Origin of the sequence: Magnetospirillum sp. SS-4 (genome assembly GCF_902729425.1) — a bacterium.
Classification (GTDB): Bacteria; Pseudomonadota; Alphaproteobacteria; order Rhodospirillales; family Magnetospirillaceae; genus Phaeospirillum.
Map to the genome: position 1 here is coordinate 224,541 of NZ_CACVCH010000070.1, position 19,441 is coordinate 243,981.

The 19,441-nt window shown below is 69.2% G+C and carries 15 protein-coding genes; 8 read left to right on the forward strand and 7 right to left on the reverse strand.

The annotated features are described in order from the left end of the window. Window positions 1-11: 11 nt before the first annotated feature. On the reverse strand, window positions 12-1,724 hold the full coding sequence (locus MTBSS4_RS13185) for a lytic transglycosylase domain-containing protein (protein ID WP_254432534.1): 1,713 nt from the start codon (window positions 1,722-1,724) through the stop codon (window positions 12-14). A 314-nt stretch (window positions 1,725-2,038) separates the two neighbouring features. On the opposite strand from MTBSS4_RS13185, the gene MTBSS4_RS13190 reads away from it, so the two are divergent. Continuing rightward, the gene (locus MTBSS4_RS13190; RefSeq protein ID WP_173983864.1) at window positions 2,039-2,974 is read left to right on the forward strand and encodes a DUF1848 domain-containing protein; all 936 of its coding nucleotides are present in this window, start codon (window positions 2,039-2,041) and stop codon (window positions 2,972-2,974) included. A 2-nt stretch (window positions 2,975-2,976) separates the two neighbouring features. Here the strand turns inward: MTBSS4_RS13190 and MTBSS4_RS13195 are convergent, their stop codons facing one another. From MTBSS4_RS13195 to MTBSS4_RS13215, 5 genes are read right to left on the reverse strand one after another with little or no spacing between them, the layout of a single operon-like run. After that, complete coding sequence (locus tag MTBSS4_RS13195; protein WP_173983865.1) at window positions 2,977-3,432, reverse strand: DNA polymerase III subunit chi; 456 nt, start codon at window positions 3,430-3,432, stop codon at window positions 2,977-2,979. Continuing rightward, on the reverse strand, window positions 3,429-4,352 hold the full coding sequence (locus tag MTBSS4_RS13200) for a glycosyltransferase family 2 protein (RefSeq protein WP_173983866.1): 924 nt from the start codon (window positions 4,350-4,352) through the stop codon (window positions 3,429-3,431). The genes MTBSS4_RS13195 and MTBSS4_RS13200 overlap by 4 nt, the downstream gene beginning before the upstream one ends. A 58-nt stretch (window positions 4,353-4,410) precedes the next feature. Next, on the reverse strand, window positions 4,411-6,213 hold the full coding sequence (locus MTBSS4_RS13205; protein WP_173983867.1) for a hypothetical protein: 1,803 nt from the start codon (window positions 6,211-6,213) through the stop codon (window positions 4,411-4,413). After that, entirely contained in the window at window positions 6,210-7,679 is a 1,470-nt protein-coding gene (locus tag MTBSS4_RS13210; protein ID WP_173983868.1) for a leucyl aminopeptidase, read from the reverse strand. The genes MTBSS4_RS13205 and MTBSS4_RS13210 overlap by 4 nt, the downstream gene beginning before the upstream one ends. Before the next feature lie 3 nt (window positions 7,680-7,682). Then, window positions 7,683-9,188 carry a leucyl aminopeptidase gene (locus tag MTBSS4_RS13215; protein WP_173983869.1) on the reverse strand — a complete coding sequence of 502 codons (1,506 nt, stop codon included), beginning with the start codon at window positions 9,186-9,188 and terminating at the stop codon, window positions 7,683-7,685. Window positions 9,189-9,471: 283 nt separating this feature from the next. Between MTBSS4_RS13215 and MTBSS4_RS13220 the strand changes: the two genes are divergently transcribed. Both MTBSS4_RS13220 and MTBSS4_RS13225 read left to right on the forward strand, forming a co-directional pair. Further along, window positions 9,472-9,816 carry a flagellar biosynthesis regulator FlaF gene (locus tag MTBSS4_RS13220; RefSeq protein ID WP_173983870.1) on the forward strand — a complete coding sequence of 115 codons (345 nt, stop codon included), beginning with the start codon at window positions 9,472-9,474 and terminating at the stop codon, window positions 9,814-9,816. A gap of 121 nt (window positions 9,817-9,937) precedes the next feature. Beyond that, complete coding sequence (locus MTBSS4_RS13225; RefSeq protein WP_173983871.1) at window positions 9,938-11,335, forward strand: GNAT family N-acetyltransferase; 1,398 nt, start codon at window positions 9,938-9,940, stop codon at window positions 11,333-11,335. Here MTBSS4_RS13225 and ubiG read toward each other — a convergent pair whose 3' ends face one another. Further along, the gene (gene ubiG / locus MTBSS4_RS13230; protein ID WP_173983872.1) at window positions 11,336-12,094 is read right to left on the reverse strand and encodes a bifunctional 2-polyprenyl-6-hydroxyphenol methylase/3-demethylubiquinol 3-O-methyltransferase UbiG; all 759 of its coding nucleotides are present in this window, start codon (window positions 12,092-12,094) and stop codon (window positions 11,336-11,338) included. Between the two features lie 169 nt (window positions 12,095-12,263). Between ubiG and MTBSS4_RS13235 the strand changes: the two genes are divergently transcribed. The 5 genes from MTBSS4_RS13235 (at window position 12,264) to ispG (ending at window position 19,441) form a co-directional block, all read left to right on the forward strand. Then, window positions 12,264-13,484, forward strand: coding sequence for an aspartate kinase (locus MTBSS4_RS13235; RefSeq protein WP_173983873.1), 1,221 nt, complete (start codon window positions 12,264-12,266; stop codon window positions 13,482-13,484). A 26-nt stretch (window positions 13,485-13,510) separates the two neighbouring features. After that, window positions 13,511-14,551, forward strand: coding sequence for a nitronate monooxygenase family protein (locus tag MTBSS4_RS13240; protein ID WP_173983874.1), 1,041 nt, complete (start codon window positions 13,511-13,513; stop codon window positions 14,549-14,551). Then, window positions 14,545-16,824 carry a phosphoenolpyruvate--protein phosphotransferase gene (gene ptsP, locus MTBSS4_RS13245; protein WP_173983875.1) on the forward strand — a complete coding sequence of 760 codons (2,280 nt, stop codon included), beginning with the start codon at window positions 14,545-14,547 and terminating at the stop codon, window positions 16,822-16,824. The genes MTBSS4_RS13240 and ptsP overlap by 7 nt, the downstream gene beginning before the upstream one ends. Window positions 16,825-16,913: 89 nt before the next feature. Further along, window positions 16,914-18,212, forward strand: a complete 1,299-nt coding sequence (locus tag MTBSS4_RS13250; protein ID WP_254432535.1) for a helix-turn-helix domain-containing protein — start codon at window positions 16,914-16,916, stop codon at window positions 18,210-18,212. Window positions 18,213-18,328: 116 nt separating this feature from the next. Then, entirely contained in the window at window positions 18,329-19,441 is a 1,113-nt protein-coding gene (gene ispG / locus MTBSS4_RS13255; protein ID WP_173983876.1) for a flavodoxin-dependent (E)-4-hydroxy-3-methylbut-2-enyl-diphosphate synthase, read from the forward strand.

Here is a 19,441-nt window from a genome sequence, read left to right on the forward strand (position 1 = left end):
GGCCGAGTCAATCAGTTCCTGGTCTTGGGCAGGGTCGCCGGACGCGGGTCCTGGCTGCGGTAGAGCGGCCATTCCCCGGAGGCGACGGCGTCGAGCGTCTCGGCCGGCTGCCCCAGGCGGGAACGGTAGACCCAGTAGCTGGTCATCACCCGCTGGACGAACGGACGGGTTTCCCGCGACGGCAGGCTTTCCACGAACAGCAGCGGATCGTCGCCGTGGCGGATGGCCTTCAGCCACTTGGACAGATTGCCCGGACCGGCGTTGTAGGCCGCCGCCATCATCATCATGTTGCCGTTGACGATGTCGAGGCCCAGCAGCTTGGTGATGTAGGCCTGGCCCAGCGCCAGATTGTATTCGGGATCGCCCAGGCGGTCGCGGGTGTGGCGGCCGCCGGCAAGGGCGGCGGCGGTGGCCGGCATCAACTGCATCAGCCCGACGGCGCCGGCGTTGCTGCGGGCGGCGGGGTTGAACGACGATTCCTGGCGGACCATGGCGTAGATCAGCGCCTTGTCCACCTGCCAGCCGCCCTTGGGCGCCCAGTTGGGCATCGGAAAGGCGGCGGCGTCGTGCAGGCGGCCGTTGACGCGGGGCAACGCCCCGCCCAGGCGCACGGCCAGGGCCGGCATGTCGCCGGCATAGGCCAGGACCAGCATGGACTGGCGCGCGGCCTTGCTGGCGGTGGGGTGCAGCTTGCGCAACTCGTCCTCGGCGGCCTGGCGCTCGCCCAGTTGCAGCAGGCCCAGGGCGCGCCGGGCCGCCGGAATCCGCATCAGAATCTCGGCGTCGCCGTCGGTGAAGGGCGGGGTCTCGAACGAGAACCGGGTCTGATAGCCCAGTTCGGCGTTGGCCAGCAGGCCGTAGAAGGTGCGGGGATAGGTGGCGGCCACCTCAAGCCAGTGATTGACCGCCTCGGGACGCCGGGTCGCCAGATTGGCCCGCGCGGCCCAGAAGGCGCCGGCCGCCGACAGCCACTCGTGCCCCTCGGGAGCGTTGGCGACGGCCTCGAAATGACGCCGCGCCACGTCGGGCTGGCCCATGCGCCACAGCGCCAGGCCGCTGACCCAATGGGCGGCGGGCAAGTCGTCGCCGGACCGCTCGGCGGCGGCGGCGGCCAGGGCGGCGGCCGGGTCGTCGCGCCCGCCGGCGAAATGATCGGCGGCGACCATCAGGCGAAGGCGGTCGAAGTCCAGGCTGGTCAGGGCGGCGGCCTCCGCCGAGGACAGCATGGCCTCGGCCCGGCCGGACTGGTCGTCGCGCAGGGCCTGGCGCAGCCTGGCCTTGAAGGTCCGAACCCGGGGCGAGGAATCCTCGACGTTGAAGGCCGCGTCCTCCCACCGGGCGCCGTCAGCGTCGGCGTCGATGCCGGTGCCCCTCAGCCCGCCCCGCACCGGCGCGCGCAGGGCGCCGGAAGCCTTGCCCTTGACCGCCGTCGCCAGCTTGTGGACGGCCTCGGCCTGGGGGTGGTCGGAGAAATCCTCCAGCCAGGCGCGCAATTCCTGGAACTTGGGCTTGACGCCATGAGCCAGCAGCCGCCGGGCCAGCACATGCCCCTTCAGCAGGTCGTCCCTGACCCGGCCAAGCTCGCGGTCGGCGGCGGCGAACTGCCCCTGGGCCTGCAACAGAAGGGCGCGGCGATAGATGTCGGAATCGGCGGCGGACAGGGGACGCGGCAGCGGCACGACCCGCGCCTCGCGATTGGCTCCGGGCAGGATGGCGGCGGTCATCCGTCCATCGGCCGACGCGATTCGCACATCCGCAGACTGGACGGACTCGGCGGCCAGGGAAGGGGATGTCGCAGCCAAGATCGCCAGCATCGCTGCCGGGAGGAGCCTGTCGCGCAAGGCTGTTCTCCTCTTCAGGGGTTATCGGCAATACCAATCGCGGTCAGCGGTTTTATAAATGACCAGCCCGGCCAGAGCAACCCAAAAAGACTCGAGATTCGATCCCGCATCGCAGAAATGCATTTAATATCAATTAGATAATAACATACACCTCAGCCATGATGGCAGACACGGCCGCTAATCGTCATAATGGCCGGATGATCGTTTCGGCCAGCTATCGCACCGATATTCCGGCATTTTACGGCAAGTGGTTCCTCAACCGCTTCCGGGCCGGCTGGGTCCGCGTCGTCAATCCGTATGGCCGGCAGGTCTCGACCGTGGCACTGCGGGCCGGGGTGGACGGCTTCGTGTTCTGGACCCGCAACGCCGGTCCGTTCCGCGCCGCCCTGGCCGAGGTGCGCAAGGCCGCCCTGCCCTTCGTGGTCCAGTACACCGTGACCGGCTATCCCCGGGCGCTGGAGAGTTCGGTAATCGACGCGGAGCGCTCGGTCGCCCTGATTCGGGAACTGGCCGAGACGTTCGGGCCGCGCGCGGTGGTGTGGCGCTACGACCCCGTCGTCATTACCACCCTGACCCCGCCCGAGTGGCATCTGGCCACCTTCGAAGCCCTGGCCCGATCCCTGGCCGGGGCGGTGGACGAGGTATCGGTCTCGTTCGCCTCCATCTATCGCAAGACCGGGCGCAACATGGCGGCGGCGGCGCGGGCCGGAGGCTTCGGCTGGAGCGATCCGCCGGCCGACGTCAAGCTGGCCCTGGCGCGGCGCCTGGGCGAACTGGCGGCGGCGCGGGGCATCAAGGCCACCTTGTGCTCGCAGCCCGATTATCTGGTTCCCGAATGCCAGCCGTCGCGCTGCGTCGACGCCCGCCGGCTGGAGGACGTCGCCGCCGCCTGGGGCGCGCCGCGCCCGATTCCGGCCCGGCTCAAAGGCAACCGCCCCGGCTGCCTGTGTTATGAAAGCCGCGACATCGGCGAATACGACACCTGTCCGCACGGCTGCGTCTATTGCTACGCCGTCGGAACGCGGACCCTGGCCAAGCGCCGCCATGGCGAGCACGACCCCGGCTCGGAATTCCTGCTGACGCCGCCCTGGTGGACGCCGCCCCCGTCCGATTCCGGCCAGTTGGACCTGTGACGCTACGTCCTTGATTTCTCTTCCCAGCCGCCCGCCGCCGTCTGCTGGTAATAGACGAGCTGGTGTCCTTCGTCCTTCCAGCGCTTCCAGCGCAGGCGGGCGGCGGCGACCGCCTCGGAATCGTTGCCGTCGAACAGGTCCAGGCAGCGGGCGTAGGGCGCCACCGCTTCCGACGCGGCGCCGTCGCACATCACCAGGATGGTGGCCTGATTGGGATTCTCGTCCTGGTCGGTGAGCCAGACGGGCTGCAACGCCGCGTCGCCGTCGCGGCGCGATCCGTGCGGCAGCCACGATTCGGGCTCGAAGGTCCACAGGCGGTCGCTCAGCATCTCGACCCGCTCGGGCGAGCCGGCCAGCACCACCGCCCGAAAGCCGGCGGACAGGGCCTTTTCCAGCAGCTTCGGCAACGCCTGTTCCAGCGGCAGCCGGGTCAGGTGGTAGAAGCCGATCTGGGTCATGGGGCGCCGGGCGCCCGATGGCCGAGATAATGCAGCCGCTTGATCTCGCGCCGGCCATGGGTGACGGTGTCGAGCACCACGCCGGCGGTCAGGCTGAGAAACGCCAGGATCATGATGCCGGTGGCCAGCAGCGCGGTGGGCAGGCGCGGCACCTGCCCGGTCTGGAGATAGGTCGCCACCACCGGCTCGGCCAGGATCAGCGCCAGCAGCGCCAGCAGGGCGAAGATGGCGCCGAACAGCGCCAGCGGCCGTTCCCGCTTCAGCAGGGCCAGAATGGTCATCAGGATGCGCCAGCCGTCGCGGTAGGTGTTCAGCTTGGACACCGACCCCTCGGGACGGGCGAAATAGGGCGTCTCGATCTCGGCCACCGGCATGGACAGGCTGAGCGCGTGCACCACCAGCTCGGTCTCGGTCTCGAAGCCCTTGGACATGGCGGGAAACGACTTGACGAAGCGGCGCGAGAACACCCGGTAGCCCGACAGCATGTCCTGGAAACGGTCGCCAAACAGCCAGGCGACGAAACCGGTCAGCATGCGGTTGCCCAACTGGTGCCCGGCGCGGAAGGCGCCTTCCTCCTCGCTGTGCAGGCGGGTGCCGACCACCATGTCCAGGGATTCGTCCACCAGCCGGGCCACCATCCTCGGCGCGCTGGGGGCGTGATAGGTGGCGTCGCCGTCCACCATCACGTAGACGTCGGCCTCGATGTCCGAGAACATGCGCCGCACCACGTTGCCCTTGCCCTGCTGCGGCTCGGACCGGACGATGGCCCCGGCGGCGCGGGCCAGATCCACCGTGCGGTCGCGGGAATTGTTGTCGTAGACGTGGATCGCCGCCTCGGGCAGGGCGGCGCGGAAGTCGCGCACCACCTGCTCGATGGAGTGTTCCTCGTTGTAGCAGGGAATCAGGACGGCGATCTTCATGAGGCGGTGCGAATCCAGGAATCGGGATGCCCCAGACTTTTGGAAAAGCCCCCCATTGTCAATCCTTCTCGGCCGCCGGGTCCAGGCCGTCCGGATAGGGCCAAGACCTCACCGGCCGCCAGCCGCCCTCCTCCCGCGCCAGCAGGTGGGCGGCGCGCTCGTCCAGGGCGAGGCCAAGCTCGGCCGCCGTCGCCGGCTGAAGCGTGCGGACCCACAGGTAATCGGGCCGCGTGGCGACGATGTTGGCGGCGAAGCCGGTGGGATGGAAGGCACTGACGCTTCCCGTCACCTGACGCCCGAACCCCAGGTGGTAATCGGTGAAATGGGCGTAGAAGCCGGTGCCCCGCGCGTCGATCAGCATCACCCGGGCATGGGGGCCGATCAGGGCGGCCATGTCGCGGACGGCCTCGCGCGCGTGCTGCTTGGCCGGCTGACGGTCGAAACGGAGGAAGCGCGCCCCGGCGAAGGGGCCGGCCACCACGGCGACGGCCCCCAGGACCAGCAGGGCGCGCGACAGCGCCGCCCCCGCCCGCGCCCGCCTGGCCGCCATGCCGGCCAGGACGGCCAGGGCCAGCATTTCCAGCACGCCGAGATGGGTGTTGTAGCGCCAGTACGACGCCGCGTTGGCGCTTTCGTAGCCGCCCAGGATGGCCAGGTAGACGAACAGGAGAAAGGCGTTGTAGCCGAGGAACATCAGGGCGAACAGCGGCGCCAGCCGCTGGTCCGGACCGCTCAGCCGCCCTGCCGCCGCCAGCCCCGCCACCAGCAGGCCGAAACCGAAATAGCCGCCCTTGGAGGTGGAGACATGCCACATGCTGGCCAGGGTCTGGGGCAGCAGGTCCCATTGCCAGTCGGCGACGGCGCGAATCGCCATCTCGCCGCCGGCCTCCGACAGATGCAGCCGCCACGCCAGCACCATCGCCGCCGCCGGAACCAGCGCCAGCGCCAGCCTCAGCCCCGGCCGCCCCAGATCGCCGCCGCGCCGCCAGACATCGGCCCCCAGTGCCAGGACCAGCAGGCCCATCAGGGCGAAATTGCCCTGCTTGATCATGGGCAGCAGGGCGAACACCGCCGCGAACTGGATCAGCCGCCCCGGCCCCCGCCCCCCGTCCACCAGACGCAGGCCGAGTACGGCCGCCGCCGCGACCGCCACGGCGGTGGCGTTGTCGGCATAGGCGGACAGGACCAGCTTGGGCACGAAGGTGGTGCCCAGCACGGTGACGCCCAGCACGCCCCAGGCCGCCGCCGTCCATCCGGCCCGATGGTCGGTGCGCATCATCCGCACCATCAGGCGGGCCGCCACCGCCAGCAGCAGCAGGTTGAACCACGGCGCCACCGAATCGACGAAGCCCCCGGCCAGCCGGCCGGTCAGGTAGAGCACCACCGTGGTCCCCGGCGGATAGCCGGGAAAGACGCTGTCGCTGGCGGGGTTGCCGGGACCGGGAAAGACGTCGAACAGGGCCAGATAGCGGGCGTTGGGCAGCCACTGGGAGAATTCGTCCCATTGCGACGGCTGCATGGAGGCGGAGGCCAGCAGGATCGGAACCATCCAGGCCAGCACCTTGAGCAAGCCGCCCTCCAGCGGCGCCTCGACCCGGCGCCACAGGACCAGCGCCGAGATCGCGGCCAGCGCCAGACAGGCCAGGGCGACCTGGGTCAGCGGCAGGTTCAGCGCGCCGCCGGCCACGGTGAACAGCCCCGCCACCACCGCCCAGCCCACCAGCAGGTCGGCCTCGGGCAGGCGATCGCGGCCGCCCAGGGCGGCGCCGATGACGGTAAAGCCCAGCGCCACCGCCAGCAGGCAGAGCAGGGCCAGCGCCTGGGTGGCGCCCGGCAGGTAGGTCAGCACGGTCTCGGTCATTGTTTCCTCACCAGGGCGTCGAACAGGCGGACGCCGAAGCCGCTGGCCGCCTCGGGCGCCAGCGGATCGTCCTCGTCGGCCCATTCCTTGCCGGCCATGTCGATATGCGCCCATGGCAGGCCCTTGGGCACGAAGCGCGACAGGAAGCGGGCGGCATCGTCGTTGTCGGGGACCTCGCCCCAGGCGCAGTTCCTCAGGTCGGCGATGTCGGATTTGACGTCGTCGTCGCAAGATCGGGTCAGCGGCAGCCGCCACAGCGGCTCGGCCTCCGCCCTGGCCGCCCGCAGCAGCCGCTTCGCCAGCCCGTCGTCATTGGCGTAGAGCCCGGCATAGGCGTCGCCCAGCACCAGCTCCACCGTTCCGGTCAGGGTGGCGATGTCGACCATGGCCCTGGGGTCCAGGGTCGCCGCCGCCCAGGCAAGGGCGTCGGCCAGCACCAGCCGCCCCTCGGCGTCGGTGTCGATCACCTCGACCGACAGGCCGGAAAACGAGCGGACCACGTCGCCCGGCCGCTGCGCCCGGCCCGACGGCATGTTCTCGGCCAGGGCCAGCACGCCGCAGACGTGGGCGGGCGCCTTGCGGCCGGCCAGGGCGCGAATCGCCCCCATCACCGCCGCCGCACCGGCCATGTCGCCCTTCATGGCGTCCATGTCGTCGTCACCGAACTTGATGGTGATGCCGCCGGAATCGAAGGTGATGCCCTTGCCCACCAGCACCAGCGGCCGTCCCCCCGCGCCCCGCCAGCGCAGCAGCACCAGACGCGGCGGCCGGTCGCTGCCCATGCCCACCGCCGCCAGCAGGTTCAAACCCGCCTCGCGGAGGGCGGTCTCGTCCAGCACGGCGACCTCGACCCCCAGGGGCTCCAGCAGGCGGGCGCGCCGGACGAATTCCTCCGGCCCCAGGATGTTGCCGGGCTCGGCGGTCAGGTCGCGGGCCAGGAACACCCCCTGGGCCACCTGATCGGCCTCGGCGAAACGGCGGGCGGCGGCGGCGGGGTCGGTGGTGGTGATCGCCACCGCCTCCAGCACCGGCGGGACGTCGTCCTCGTCGTCGGGATCGAGCCTGGTGCGGTATTGACGCGGCGGCCGATAGGATTTCAGCCGCAGGCCATAGGCCAGTTCCGCCGCCTGTTCCGGCTCCAGGTCGAGGGCGACGGTGGCGGCGGCGGCGCGGCTGTCGTCCAGTTCGTCCAGAATGGCGCCGCCGATGCGCCGCAGCCGGGCGGCCTTCAGCTTGCCCGGCCGCCCCAGCCCGGCGACGATCAGGCAATCCAGCGGCGGGGCGGGGGCGCGCAGCAATTCGGTCTCCTCGGACTCGCCGTCGAAGCCCAGCCGCTTCAGCACCTTCAGCAGCCGGCCGTCGCCGTCGACGCGGCCAAAGGATGCGGTCGGCCGCCGCCCCCGCCAGAGTCCGACCACGACGGCGCCGGACAGGTTGGCGGAGGGGGGCTGGAAGGAGATTCGCAACGGCTATTGTCCGGCCTTGTCCTCGCAGTAATCGGCCACCAGCCGGTCCAGCAGGCGGACGCCGAAGGCGGTGGCGCCCTTGGGGCAGGTGGCGGTGTCCTTGGACGACCAGGCCATGCCGGCGATGTCCAGATGCGCCCAGGCGACGTCGTTGGTGAAGCGCTTGAGGAACTGGGCGGCGGTGATGGAGCCGCCTTCCCGGCCGCCGACATTCTTCATGTCGGCGATGTCGGATTTGATCTGCTTGTCGTAGGCCTCGCCCATGGGCAGGCGCCACAACTGCTCGCCCACCGCCTTGCCGGCGGCGTCCAGCCGCTTGGCCAGGGTGTCGTCGCTGGCGAACAGGCCGGCGTATTCGTGACCCAGGCTGATGACGATGGCCCCGGTCAGGGTGGCGAGATCCACCATGAACCTGGGCTTGAAGCGGTCCTGGGTGTACCACAGCGCGTCGGCCAGGACGAGGCGGCCCTCGGCGTCGGTGTTGATGACCTCGATGGTCTGGCCCGACATGGAGGTGACCACGTCGCCCGGCCGCTGGGCGGTGCCCGACGGCATGTTCTCGACCAGCCCGACCACGCCGACGGCGTTCACCTTGGCCTTGCGGCCGGCGATGGCGGCCATGGCGCCGATCACCGCGCCGGCCCCGGCCATGTCCCACTTCATCTCCTCCATGCCGGCACCCGGCTTGATGGAGATGCCGCCGGAATCGAAGGTGACGCCCTTGCCGACGAAGGCGACCGGGGCGCAATCCTTGTCGGCCGAGCCGTTCCAGCGCATCACCACCAGCCTGGATTCCCGCTCCGAGCCCTGGCCGACACCCAGCAGCGAGCCCATGCCGAGCTTCCTCATCTGCTTTTCGCCCAGCACCTCGACCTCGACGCCGAGATCCTTCAGCCCCTCGGCCACCTCGGCCAGGCTTTCGGGGTGGATGACGTTGGCCGGCTCGCTGACCACGTCGCGGGTCAGGACGACGCCGTCGGCCACCTTGTCCAGCACGGCGAAGAAGGTCTTGGCCCCGGCGGCGTCGGCGGTGGCGACGGTCAGCCGCTTCAGCGAGGGCTTGTCCTCCTTCTTCCGCTTGGTCATGTACTTGTCGAAGCGATACGACCGCAGACGGGCGCCGAAACCGGCCTGGGCGGCGAACTCGGTCTCCGGCAGCGGCGCGCCTTCCACCGGATCGACCGCCAGCACCGCGCCGGTCTCGCCCGAGGTCAGGAGTTGGGCCACGGCGGCGCCGCCGAACGCCTGGGCGGCCAGGGCGTCCATATCCTTGGCCTTGCCCAGGCCGATCAGCACCACGCGGGAGACGTCCAGGCCGGCGGGAGCGAGGATGGTCAGGGATTGCCCCTTCTTGCCCTCGAACCGGCTGGCGGCGACGGCGCGCGACAGGCCGCCCCCGGCGGCCTCGTCCAGCGCCCGCGCCGTGGCGCCCAGCGCCTTGCCTTCGAGCACGCCGGCGACGATGGCGCCCTCGGTGGGAAGCGACGGCTTGGAAAATGCGATCTTCATGGAATTCCTCGCGGGCAGGACGGGAAACGAACGGATGCCCTCAATCTAACGATCCTGGCGCGGAAGGGAAGAGAGCAACGCGCCCGGTCGCCGGCGACATGCCGTCAGCGCGAGGTTGAATGTCCCATCGATCGGCAGTAGGGTTATCGGGAAACGGGTTGCAACGGGATGTATTCCGTTCGTCGCGTCGATATCCTGGGACCAAAGAGCCCGCCGGGGCACGATGTTCCGCCCGAAAGCCGTCTTGAACACATCATCCTTGGCGTAATCATCAGGAGGAAACATGTCTCAGCAGACTTCCCTCTCTCTCGCGGAGGAGCAGGCGTTTCAGTTGTCCCAGGCCGCCATCATGCTTGACCAGACCCGCGGCGACCGCGACAGCAACATCGGCCCCTTCGCCGCCGCCCTGAAGACCAATCTGGACACCTGGGTGGCCCTGTGCACCATCATCTCGCACGAGGACTGCACCTTGTCCGAGGACGTGAAGCGCAATCTCCGCCGTCTCGCCCAGTTCGTCGCCGACAAGACCCTGGCCGGGCTGGACGCCGTCACCAACGAGACCATCGATTCCTTCATCAACATCAACCTTCAGATTTCCGAAGGCCTGCTCGAAGGCGGCCGGAGCTGACCGCCCCGCGCGGGAGGCGGCTTTTCCCGAGGCTCCCGTTTACCGCCACTTAAGGCGGGCCGGTTCATCATCCCCGCCGGAGATGAACGGAGGGACGCCCCCTCCCCGGGAGAGTGAGCAGATGCTGCGGGAACAGGTGAGGCCGGTCAACGCCGTGGACGCGGCCATCGCCGAGGCGTTGAGGCAAAGGGAGCGGGAACCGCTGACCCCCGTCAGGGAGTCCATCGATTCCGCCACCCTGGAAACCCTCGGGAAGCTGCTGGATGACCCGGACGAAATCGAACCGTGGGAACGTCTGGCGCGGGCACTGGACAGCGCCGGCCTCGACGCCGCCGCGCTCACCGCCTATGAACGGCTGGCCGGACTGGCGCGGGGGCTGGACATCACCGACTGGCGGCGGCGCGCGCCCTATTACACCCGCATGGCCGAAATCGAACGCCGCCGGAACATGGTCTGGGCCGCCGCCACCCACGACAGGGTGGTCAACCGCCTGATGGGGCGCGACAACGCCGGCGGCGGCGGCATGCTGGAACTGGAGGAGGGCGACCTCTACGTCGTCACCGCCCACCTCGACCCGGCCGAATTCTCCCGGCTGACCACGGCGCTGCCCGACCATCCCCTGCGCCACGACCCGCTGCGCGACCCCACCTTCACCAAGCAGAATTCCCTGGCCCCGCCGCCCTCGGGCGACGCCGCCTCGGACGATTGCTCGTTCCTGGTGCTGGACGGCGACGGCCGGCCGGTGGTCCTGGTCGAGGCCGACGCCATGGGAGACCGTCACCTCGGCTGCCGCGAGACCGCCATCCTGTTCACCCGCCTGGCCAACGACCATCCCCGGATCGAGGCCGCCGCCGACCTGGCGGTGCGTCAGGTCCGCATCGCCCTCGAATGGTCGGGCTGCAACTACCTGATGGTCGAGCGGGGGCAGAACGAGCCGCTTCCGTCCCTGTTGCGGGCGTGGATCGCCCAGGTCGACCCCAATCCCATCCGGATGACCTCGGCCTGGGTCGACCTGTCGGAAAGCGAGGAGGCCATCGAGCGGAACTACCGCGAGGCCCATCGCCAGAGCCTGCGCTGGGGCCGCAGGAACATCCGGATCGAACGCACCGACCACCCCACCCCCCGCCTCGTCGCCGACTACGTCCACATCCACCGCGCCGGCCATCGCACGCCGGCGGTGACCGCCCCCACGCTGGAAAAATACCTGCTGGCGGGACGCATGACCCTCTATATCGGCTATTTCGAGGACCGGCCGGTGGTCGCCTTGCTGTCATCGCGCCACGGCGACACCACCTATTACTGGGCCAGCGCCAAGCTGCCGGTGGGCAACAAGCCCATCGGTCACGTCGTGCTGCACCAGGCCATCATGGACGCCAGGGCCGAGGGCAAGCGGCGGTTCTATTTCGGCCTGCTGGACACCCACGGCAATTACAGCGAGAAGACCCGGAGCATCGCGCTTTACAAACGCGGCTTCGCCAACCGCACCGAGGACATCATCCATTACGGGCTGAGGCTGTGATCAACCCCGCCGTTTCGTGCCCACCAGCATGTAGTTGACGTCAAGGGATTCGGTCTCGCGCCACGAATCGGTCAGCGGCGAATAGGCCATGCCGGCCATGCGATCCACCTCGATTCCCTGCGGCCGCAGCATGGCGGCGAATTCCGACGGACGGACGAACTTGTTCCAGTCGTGGGTTCCCCGGGGCAGCCAGCCCAGCACGTATTCGGCGCCGACCACAGCCAGGGCCCAGGCCTTCACGGTGCGGTTGAGGGTGGCGCCCACCAGCGCTCCGCCGGGCTTCAGCCGGGCGCAGGCGTGCGCCAGGAAGGCGGCGATGTCGGGAACATGCTCAACCACCTCCATGCACAGCACCACGTCGAACATCTCGCCCCGGTCCAGGCGCTCGGGGGTGGCGACCCGGTACTGGACCGGGACGCCCGATTGTTCGGCGTGCAGGCGGGCGACGGCGACGTTCCGGTCGCCGGCGTCGATGCCGGTGACGGCGAACCCCATGCGGGCCAGCGGCTCGGACAGCAGGCCGCCGCCGCAGCCGACGTCAAGCAGGCTCAGCCCCTCGAACGGGCGGATGGCAGCCTCGTCGCGGCTAAAATGGGCGACAAAGTGGCGGCGCATGAAGTCCAGCCGGATCGGGTTGAACCGATGCAGCGGCTTGAACTTGCCATCGGGGTCCCACCACGCCTCCGCCATGGCGGTGAAACGGGCGACTTCCTCCGGGGAGGCGGTCCCTCCGGAATGCGGGGACGCTTGCAGGTCCATGAATTCCTCTCCATATAGGCGCTTCGCGACGGGTGCCGCGCTTGCGTCCGCATTGGCGACAGAGTATGAATACGCGCCCTTCCGGCAGCAACCGGGCATACAATAGAATTCCAGAACCGACCGCAAGCGTTCACCGCAATCGGACGCCAGGGTCCAAAAGGGTTTCCACATGGCTCGCATCGTCATGAAGTTCGGCGGCACCTCGGTCGCCGATATCGAGCGGATCAAGAACGTCGCCAACCGCGTCAAGCGCGAGGTCGACAGCGGCAACGAGGTCGCGGTGGTGGTGTCGGCCATGTCGGGCGCCACCAATCAACTGGTCGCGTGGTGCAACCAGGTGGCGCCGCTGCACGACGCCCGCGAATACGACGCCGTCGTCGCCACCGGCGAACAGGTCACCATCGGCCTGCTGGCCATCGCGTTGCAGGAACTGGGGCAGGCCGCCCGGTCGTGGTGCGGCTGGCAATTGCCCATCCATACCGACGGCGTCCACGGCAAGGCGCGCATTCTCTCCATTGAGACCGAGGAGATGATCGGATGCATGTCCCGGGGCGAGGTGGCGGTGGTCGCCGGCTTCCAGGGACTGGGTCCGGACCGGCGCATCTCCACCCTGGGCCGCGGCGGCTCGGACACCTCGGCGGTGGCGCTGGCGGCGGCCTTGAAAGCCGATCGCTGCGACATCTACACTGACGTCGACGGGGTCTACACCACCGACCCCCGGATCGTGGCCAAGGCGAGGAAGCTCGACAAGATCACCTACGAGGAAATGCTGGAACTGGCCTCGGTCGGCGCCAAGGTGCTTCAGACCCGCTCGGTCGAGATGGCCATGAAGCACCGGGTTCGCGTCCAGGTCCTGTCCAGCTTCGAGGACAAGCCCGGTACTCTCGTTTGCGATGAGGATGAGATCGTGGAAAAGGAATTGCTGAGCGGCATCGCCTACAGCCGTGACGAGGCGAAGATCACCCTGGTTCGCGTCGCCGACCGCCCCGGCGTCGCCGCCGCCATCTTCGGCCCGCTGGCCGAGGCGGCGGTCAACGTGGACATGATCGTCCAGAACGTTTCCGAGGACGGCAAGTCCACCGACCTCACCTTCACGGTCGGCAACGCCGACCTGGAGCGCGCCCGCAAGGTGCTGGAGGACAACAAGGGCACCCTGGGCTACGAAAAGCTGCTGTCCGATCCCAACGTGGTCAAGGTGTCGGTGATCGGCGTCGGCATGCGCTCGCATGCCGGCATCGCCCAGAAGATGTTCCAGACCCTGGCGTCGGAAGGCATCAACATCCAGGTCATCTCCACCTCCGAGATCAAGATCAGCGTCCTGATCGACGAGAAGTACACCGAACTGGCGCTCAGGGCGCTGCACACCGCCTACGGTCTCGATGCCGCCTGACCAGAGGCGTCGGGTCAGGGGATCGCATGGATAAGGCCAGGGCGCGGCTTGAACGACTGTGGCATCGCGGGCGCGAGTTCCTCGGCGCCGAATACGCCGTCATGGGCGGAGCCATGTCCTGGATTTCCGAGCGCCATCTGGTCGCCGCCATCTCCAACGGCGGCGGGTTCGGGGTTCTGGCCTGCGGTTCCATGCCCCCCGGCCTGCTGGCCGAGGAGGTTCGGGCCACCCAGGCGATGACCAGCCAGCCGTTCGGCGTCAACCTGATCACCATGCATCCCGATCTCGACACCCTGATCGACGTCTGCGGCGACCTGCGGGTGGGCCATATCGTCCTGGCCGGCGGGCTGCCGTCCGCCGCCGCCATCCGGCGGGCCAAGGCCACCGGCGCCAAGGTGATCTGCTTCGCGCCGGCCATGGTGCTGGCCAGGAAGCTGCTGCGCTCGGGCGTCGACGCCCTGGTGATCGAGGGCACCGAGGCCGGCGGCCATATCGGACCGGTGGCGACCAGCGTCCTGGCCCAGGAAATCCTGCCGGTGGTCCGCGAGGTGCCGGTATTCGTCGCCGGCGGCATCGGCCGGGGCGAGGCGCTGCTGTCGTTCCTGGAGATGGGGGCGTCGGGCTGCCAGTTGGGCACCCGCTTCGTCTGCGCCACCGAATGCATCGCGCATCCCAACTTCAAGCAGGCCTTCATCAAGGCCGCCGCCCGCGACGCGGTGCCCAGCGTCCAGGTCGACCCGCAGTTCCAGGTGATTCCGGTGCGCGCCCTGGCCAACAACGCCACCCGCCGCTTCACCTTGTTCCAGCTGGACATGGTCGCCCGCGTCAAGGCCGGCGAGATCGACGTCAAGGAAGCCCAGCTCCGCATCGAGCATTTCTGGGCCGGGGCGCTGAAACGCGCCGTCATCGACGGAGACGTCGAGAATGGATCCCTCATGGCAGGCCAGAGCGTCGGCATGGTGACGCGGGAGCAGCCCACCACCGAGATTCTCCAGGAACTGGTGGATCAGGCGCTGGCCGCGCTGGACGCCAGGGAAGGATCGGTTCCGGCGCTGGTCCGATGCTGAGCGCCGCCACCACCTCGGTGTCGCGGCGGCTGCTGGGCCGGCTGCGCGACGTCATGGCCGGAGGCGGCCGCGCCCAGGAACGCCTGGACAAGGTGGTGACCCTGATCGCCGCCGACATGGTGGCCGAGGTGTGCTCGTGCTACGTCATGCGCGCCGGCGAGGTGCTGGAACTGTTCGCCACCGAGGGATTGCGCAAGGACGCCGTCCACATGACCCGCCTGCGGGTGGGCGAGGGCCTGGTGGGCGACGTCGCCGCCCATGCCCGGCCGCTGGCCCTGGCCGACGCCCAGTCCCATCCCCACTTCGCCTTCCGGCCCGAAACCGGCGAGGAGATCTTCCACTCGCTGATGGGCGTGCCCATCATCCGGGGTTCGCGCGTCGTCGGCGTGCTGGTGGTGCAGAACCGCACCATGCGCCACTACACCGACGAGGAAATCGAGACCCTGGAAACCGTCGCCATGGTGCTGGCGGAACTGGTGGCCTCGGGCGAGTTGGTGGACAAGGCCGAACTGATGCCGGTGGACGGCAACGCCCTGCTGCCGCTGCGTATCGAGGGGCTCAGGCTCAACGGCGGCGTCGGCGTCGGCGTCGCCGTGCTGCACCGGCCGCGCATCACCATCCGCCGCCTGGTCGCCGAGGACCCCGACATCGAGCTGGAACGCCTGAGAAAGGCCCTGGCCGGCATCAAGATGGCGCTGGAGGAACTGTTCTCGCGCCCCGAGATGCGCGACGGCGAGCATCGCGACGTGCTCGAAACCTACCGCATGTTCACCGAGGACAAGGGCTGGCTGAACAAGATCAGCGAGGCCATCCGCACCGGCCTGACCGCCGAGGCGGCGGTGCAGAAGGTCCACGACGACACCCGCGCCCGCATGAGCCAGATCACCGACCCGTACCTGCGCGAGCGCATGCACGATTTCGAGGATCTGGCCAACCGCCTGCTGCAATTCCTGTCGGACGAGGGCGAGGACGGAGACCTCCCGCGCGCCGACCTGCCCGAAGCCGCCATCCTGATCGGCCGCAACATGGGGCCGATGGAGCTGTTCGACTACGACCCCAAGCGGTTGCGCGGACTGGTCCTGGAAGAGGGCTCGGCCACCGCCCATGTCGCCATCGTCGCCCGCGCGCTGGACATTCCGGTGGTCGGCCGGGTCAAGGACGTGCTGGACAAGATCGAGCCGCTGGACCCGGTGATCTGCGACGGCGACAACGGCCAGGTGTTCATCCGCCCGCCCGAGGACATCCGCGAAAGCTTCATCGACGCGCTCTCCCAGCGCCAGTTGCGCAAGGAGGTCTATGCCAGGCTGCGCGACCTGCCGGCGGTCACCAGCGAGGGCAAGGGCGTCGCCATCGCCATCCACATGAACGCCGGCCTGTTGCTGGACCTCCAGCACCTGCACGATTCCGGCTGCGACGGCATCGGCCTTTACCGCACCGAACTGCCGTTTATGGCCCGCTCCAGCTTGCCCGACGTCGCCGCCCAGACCCTGCTGTACCGCAAGATCCTGGATCAGGCCGAGGGCAAGCCGGTGGTGTTCCGCACCCTGGACGTGGGCGGCGACAAGGTGCTGCCCTACTGGAATCCCTACGACGAGGACAATCCCGCCCTGGGCTGGCGCTCCATCCGCATCACCCTCGATCGCCCGGCGGTGATGCGCCATCAGCTGCGCGCCCTGCTGCGCGCCGCCGCCGGACGCGAATTGTCGGTGATGTTCCCGATGATCGCCGAGGTGGCCGAACTGGTGCAGGCCCGGCGCATCCTCGACCTGGAACTGAATCACGAGCGCCAGATGGGCAACGACCTGCCGTCCCGCGTCAAGGTCGGGACCATGCTGGAGGTTCCGGCCCTGGCGCTGCAACTGGACGCCCTGCTGCCGCTGGTCGATTTCGTCTCGGTCGGCACCAATGACCTGCTTCAGTTCATGTTCGCGGTGGACCGCGGCAATCCGCGCATTTCGGAACGCTACGACCCGCTGGCGCCCACCATGATCCGCTTCATGCGCTATGTCGGGGCCAAGTGCCGCGATTACGGCGTGCCGCTGTCGGTATGCGGGGAAATGGCGGGACGGCCGCTGGAGGCCATGGCGCTGATCGGCGTCGGCATCCGTTCGCTGTCGGTGTCGGCGCCGGCGATCGGCCCGGTCAAGACCATGGTGCGCAGCCTCGACCTGCCGGCGCTGGAATCCTACATGCTGACCCTGCTGGATTCCCCCGACCACAGCCTGCGGGGCAAGCTCAACGCCTTCGCCCGCGACCACGGCGTGGCGCTTTGAGACACGGGTGGTTGCCACCGGCCGGCGGGATTTGCTACACAGGTCGGGCTTTCCCGGGGCGGCCGGGGTTGAGAGAAGGTTGACGCGCCGTGGTGGAAACCCCCGTTTCTGACAACCAGCAACCCGAAACCACCGCCCCCAGCGAACCCGCCGTCGCGCCCGAAACCGGGATGCCCGTTTCCGAACCCGCTCCCGTTTCCGAACCCGCTCCCGTTTCCGAACCCGTCCCCGTTTCCGAACCCGTCCCCGTTTCCGAACCCGTCCCCGTTTCCGAACCCGTCCCCGTTTCCGAACCCGTCCCCGTTTCCGAACCCGACACGGAATCCGAGACCGCACCGCCGCCCGAATCCCCGCATGGCGTCGGACCGACCCTGCGCGCCGCCCGCGAGCGCAAGGGCAGCACCGTCGCCGAATGCGCCAGCCGCCTGCGCATCCGCCAGCCCTTCCTGGAAGCGCTGGAGGACGGACGCCACCGCGATCTTCCCGGCGGCACCTATGCCGTCGGCTTCCTGCGCACCTATGCCGAGTTCCTCGGCCTGGACGGCGAGGAACTGGTCCGCCGTTTCCGTCAGGAGGGGGCCGGCGGCTTCGCCGTCCGTTCCGAACTGTCGTTCCCGTCACCGGCGTCGGAGGGACGCATCCCCGGCGGCGCCGTCATCTTCCTGGGCCTGATCCTGGCGGGAATCGCCTATGGCGCCTGGTACATGCTGTCGTCGCGGGAATCCAACGTCGCCGAGATGGTGCCGCCGCTGCCCGAGCGCCTGTCCAACATGCTGTCCCGCCCGGCGGCCCTGACCGGCGAGAACAAGCCCCCGCCCGCCGCGACGCCGCCCGCCGCCGAGACCTCCAGGCCGGCCGAAGATCCTGCCAAGGCCAGGGAGGACATGGTCCCCCCCGCCGAGGCGGAGGAAGAGAAGCCGCCATCTCCCGCGCCCGTCGCCGCTCCGGCCGAAGCGCCCGCCCCCGCCACGCCCCCGCCCCCCGCTCCGACGACCGAGGCTCCGGCGGCCGAGGCTCCGCCTCCGGAAGCGGCTCCCGCCCCGGCCCCGACGTCCCCCCCGGCCACCGAGGCGCCCAGGGTCGAAACCACCGCCGAGGGCAAGATCTACGGCGCCGAGCATGTCAATTCCCGCGTGACCCTCAAGGCCGCCGACGACGATTGCTGGATTCAGGTGCGCGAGATGGACGGCTCGCTGCTGATGAGCCGGCTGCTGCGCAAGGGCGATATCTTCAAGGTTCCCAACCGCCCCGGCCTCAGCCTGATGGTCGGCAACGCCGGCGCGCTGGAGGTCACCATCGACGGAACCAAGGGGCCGTCGCTGGGGGGGGTGGGCCAGGTCCGCCGCGATATCCGCCTCGACCCCGACAGGCTGTCCACCGGCGGCTGATACCCGCACGGAGGTTGTCGCTTTCGAAGCGGTCCCCACATGCGCTATAACCCGACCCTCCGGGCGACCGCTTCGGCCGTCCGGGCGATATTGCCAGTCCCAGCGAGAGCGATGCCATGAGCCTGCGGCCCTACCGCGAAATCAGCCGGCGCAAGTCCCGGCAAATCCATGTCGGCCCGGTGGCCGTTGGCGGCGGCGCGCCGATTTCGGTGCAGACCATGACCAACACGCTGACCACCGACGTAGAAGGCACCCTGGCGCAGATTCGCCGCGCCGCCGAGGCCGGCGCCGACATCGTGCGGGTATCGTGCCCGGACGAGGACTCGACGGCGGCCTTCAGGCACATCGCCGCCGGCTCTCCCGTCCCGCTGATCGCCGACATCCACTTCCACTACAAGCGCGCCATCGAGGCCGCCGAGGCCGGCGCCGCCTGCCTGCGCATCAATCCCGGCAACATCGGCTCGCATGATCGGGTGCGGGACGTGGTCAAGGCCGCCAAGGATCATGGCTGTTCCATGCGCATCGGCGTCAACGCCGGCTCGCTGGACAGGCATCTGCTGGAGAAGTACGGCGAGCCCTGCCCCGAGGCGCTGGTGGAAAGCGCGCTGGAGCATGCCCGGCTGCTGGAGGACAACGATTTCTTCGAGTTCAAGATCGCGGTCAAGGCATCCGACGTCTTCCTGGCGGTGGCGGCCTACCGGGGGCTGGCCGAGGCCTGCGACTATCCGCTTCACCTCGGCATCACCGAGGCCGGCGGCCTGATCGGCGGCACGGTGAAATCGGCCATCGGCATCGGCAACCTGCTGCTGGCCGGTATCGGCGACACGCTGCGGGTCTCGCTGTCCGCCGATGTGGCCGAGGAGATCAAGGTCGGATTCGAGATCCTGAAATCGCTGGATCTGCGCCATCGCGGCGTGCGCATCGTGTCGTGCCCATCCTGCGCCCGCCAGGGCTTCGACGTCATCAAGACGGTCGAGACCCTGGAAAACCGCCTGTCCCACGTCCGCGCCCCGGTCACGGTCAGCATCCTCGGCTGCGTCGTCAACGGCCCCGGCGAGGCGCGCGAGACCATGGTCGGCATCACCGGCGGCGGCAGCGACAACCACAAGGTCTATATCGGCGGCTCGCCCGATCACAACATCGACGGCGGCTCCATGATCGACCACATCGTCGAACTGGTCGAGGCCCGCGCCGCCGCCATCGAAGCCGCCCAGAAGAAGGAAGCCTGA

Bases quoted from the DNA above. Each gene is read 5' to 3' on its own strand.
- MTBSS4_RS13220 (WP_173983870.1), top strand. From the start codon at position 9,472: ATGTCTCAGCAGACTTCCCTCTCTCTCGCGGAGGAGCAGGCGTTTCAG.
- MTBSS4_RS13215 (WP_173983869.1), bottom strand. From the start codon at position 9,188: ATGAAGATCGCATTTTCCAAGCCGTCGCTTCCCACCGAGGGCGCCATC.
- MTBSS4_RS13190 (WP_173983864.1), top strand. From the start codon at position 2,039: ATGATCGTTTCGGCCAGCTATCGCACCGATATTCCGGCATTTTACGGC.
- ispG (WP_173983876.1), top strand. From the start codon at position 18,329: ATGAGCCTGCGGCCCTACCGCGAAATCAGCCGGCGCAAGTCCCGGCAA.
- MTBSS4_RS13185 (WP_254432534.1), bottom strand. From the start codon at position 1,724: ATGACCGCCGCCATCCTGCCCGGAGCCAATCGCGAGGCGCGGGTCGTG.
- MTBSS4_RS13200 (WP_173983866.1), bottom strand. From the start codon at position 4,352: ATGAAGATCGCCGTCCTGATTCCCTGCTACAACGAGGAACACTCCATC.
- MTBSS4_RS13195 (WP_173983865.1), bottom strand. From the start codon at position 3,432: ATGACCCAGATCGGCTTCTACCACCTGACCCGGCTGCCGCTGGAACAG.
- ptsP (WP_173983875.1), top strand. From the start codon at position 14,545: ATGCTGAGCGCCGCCACCACCTCGGTGTCGCGGCGGCTGCTGGGCCGG.
- MTBSS4_RS13235 (WP_173983873.1), top strand. From the start codon at position 12,264: ATGGCTCGCATCGTCATGAAGTTCGGCGGCACCTCGGTCGCCGATATC.
- MTBSS4_RS13225 (WP_173983871.1), top strand. From the start codon at position 9,938: ATGCTGCGGGAACAGGTGAGGCCGGTCAACGCCGTGGACGCGGCCATC.
- MTBSS4_RS13205 (WP_173983867.1), bottom strand. From the start codon at position 6,213: ATGACCGAGACCGTGCTGACCTACCTGCCGGGCGCCACCCAGGCGCTG.
- ubiG (WP_173983872.1), bottom strand. From the start codon at position 12,094: ATGGACCTGCAAGCGTCCCCGCATTCCGGAGGGACCGCCTCCCCGGAG.
- MTBSS4_RS13240 (WP_173983874.1), top strand. From the start codon at position 13,511: ATGGATAAGGCCAGGGCGCGGCTTGAACGACTGTGGCATCGCGGGCGC.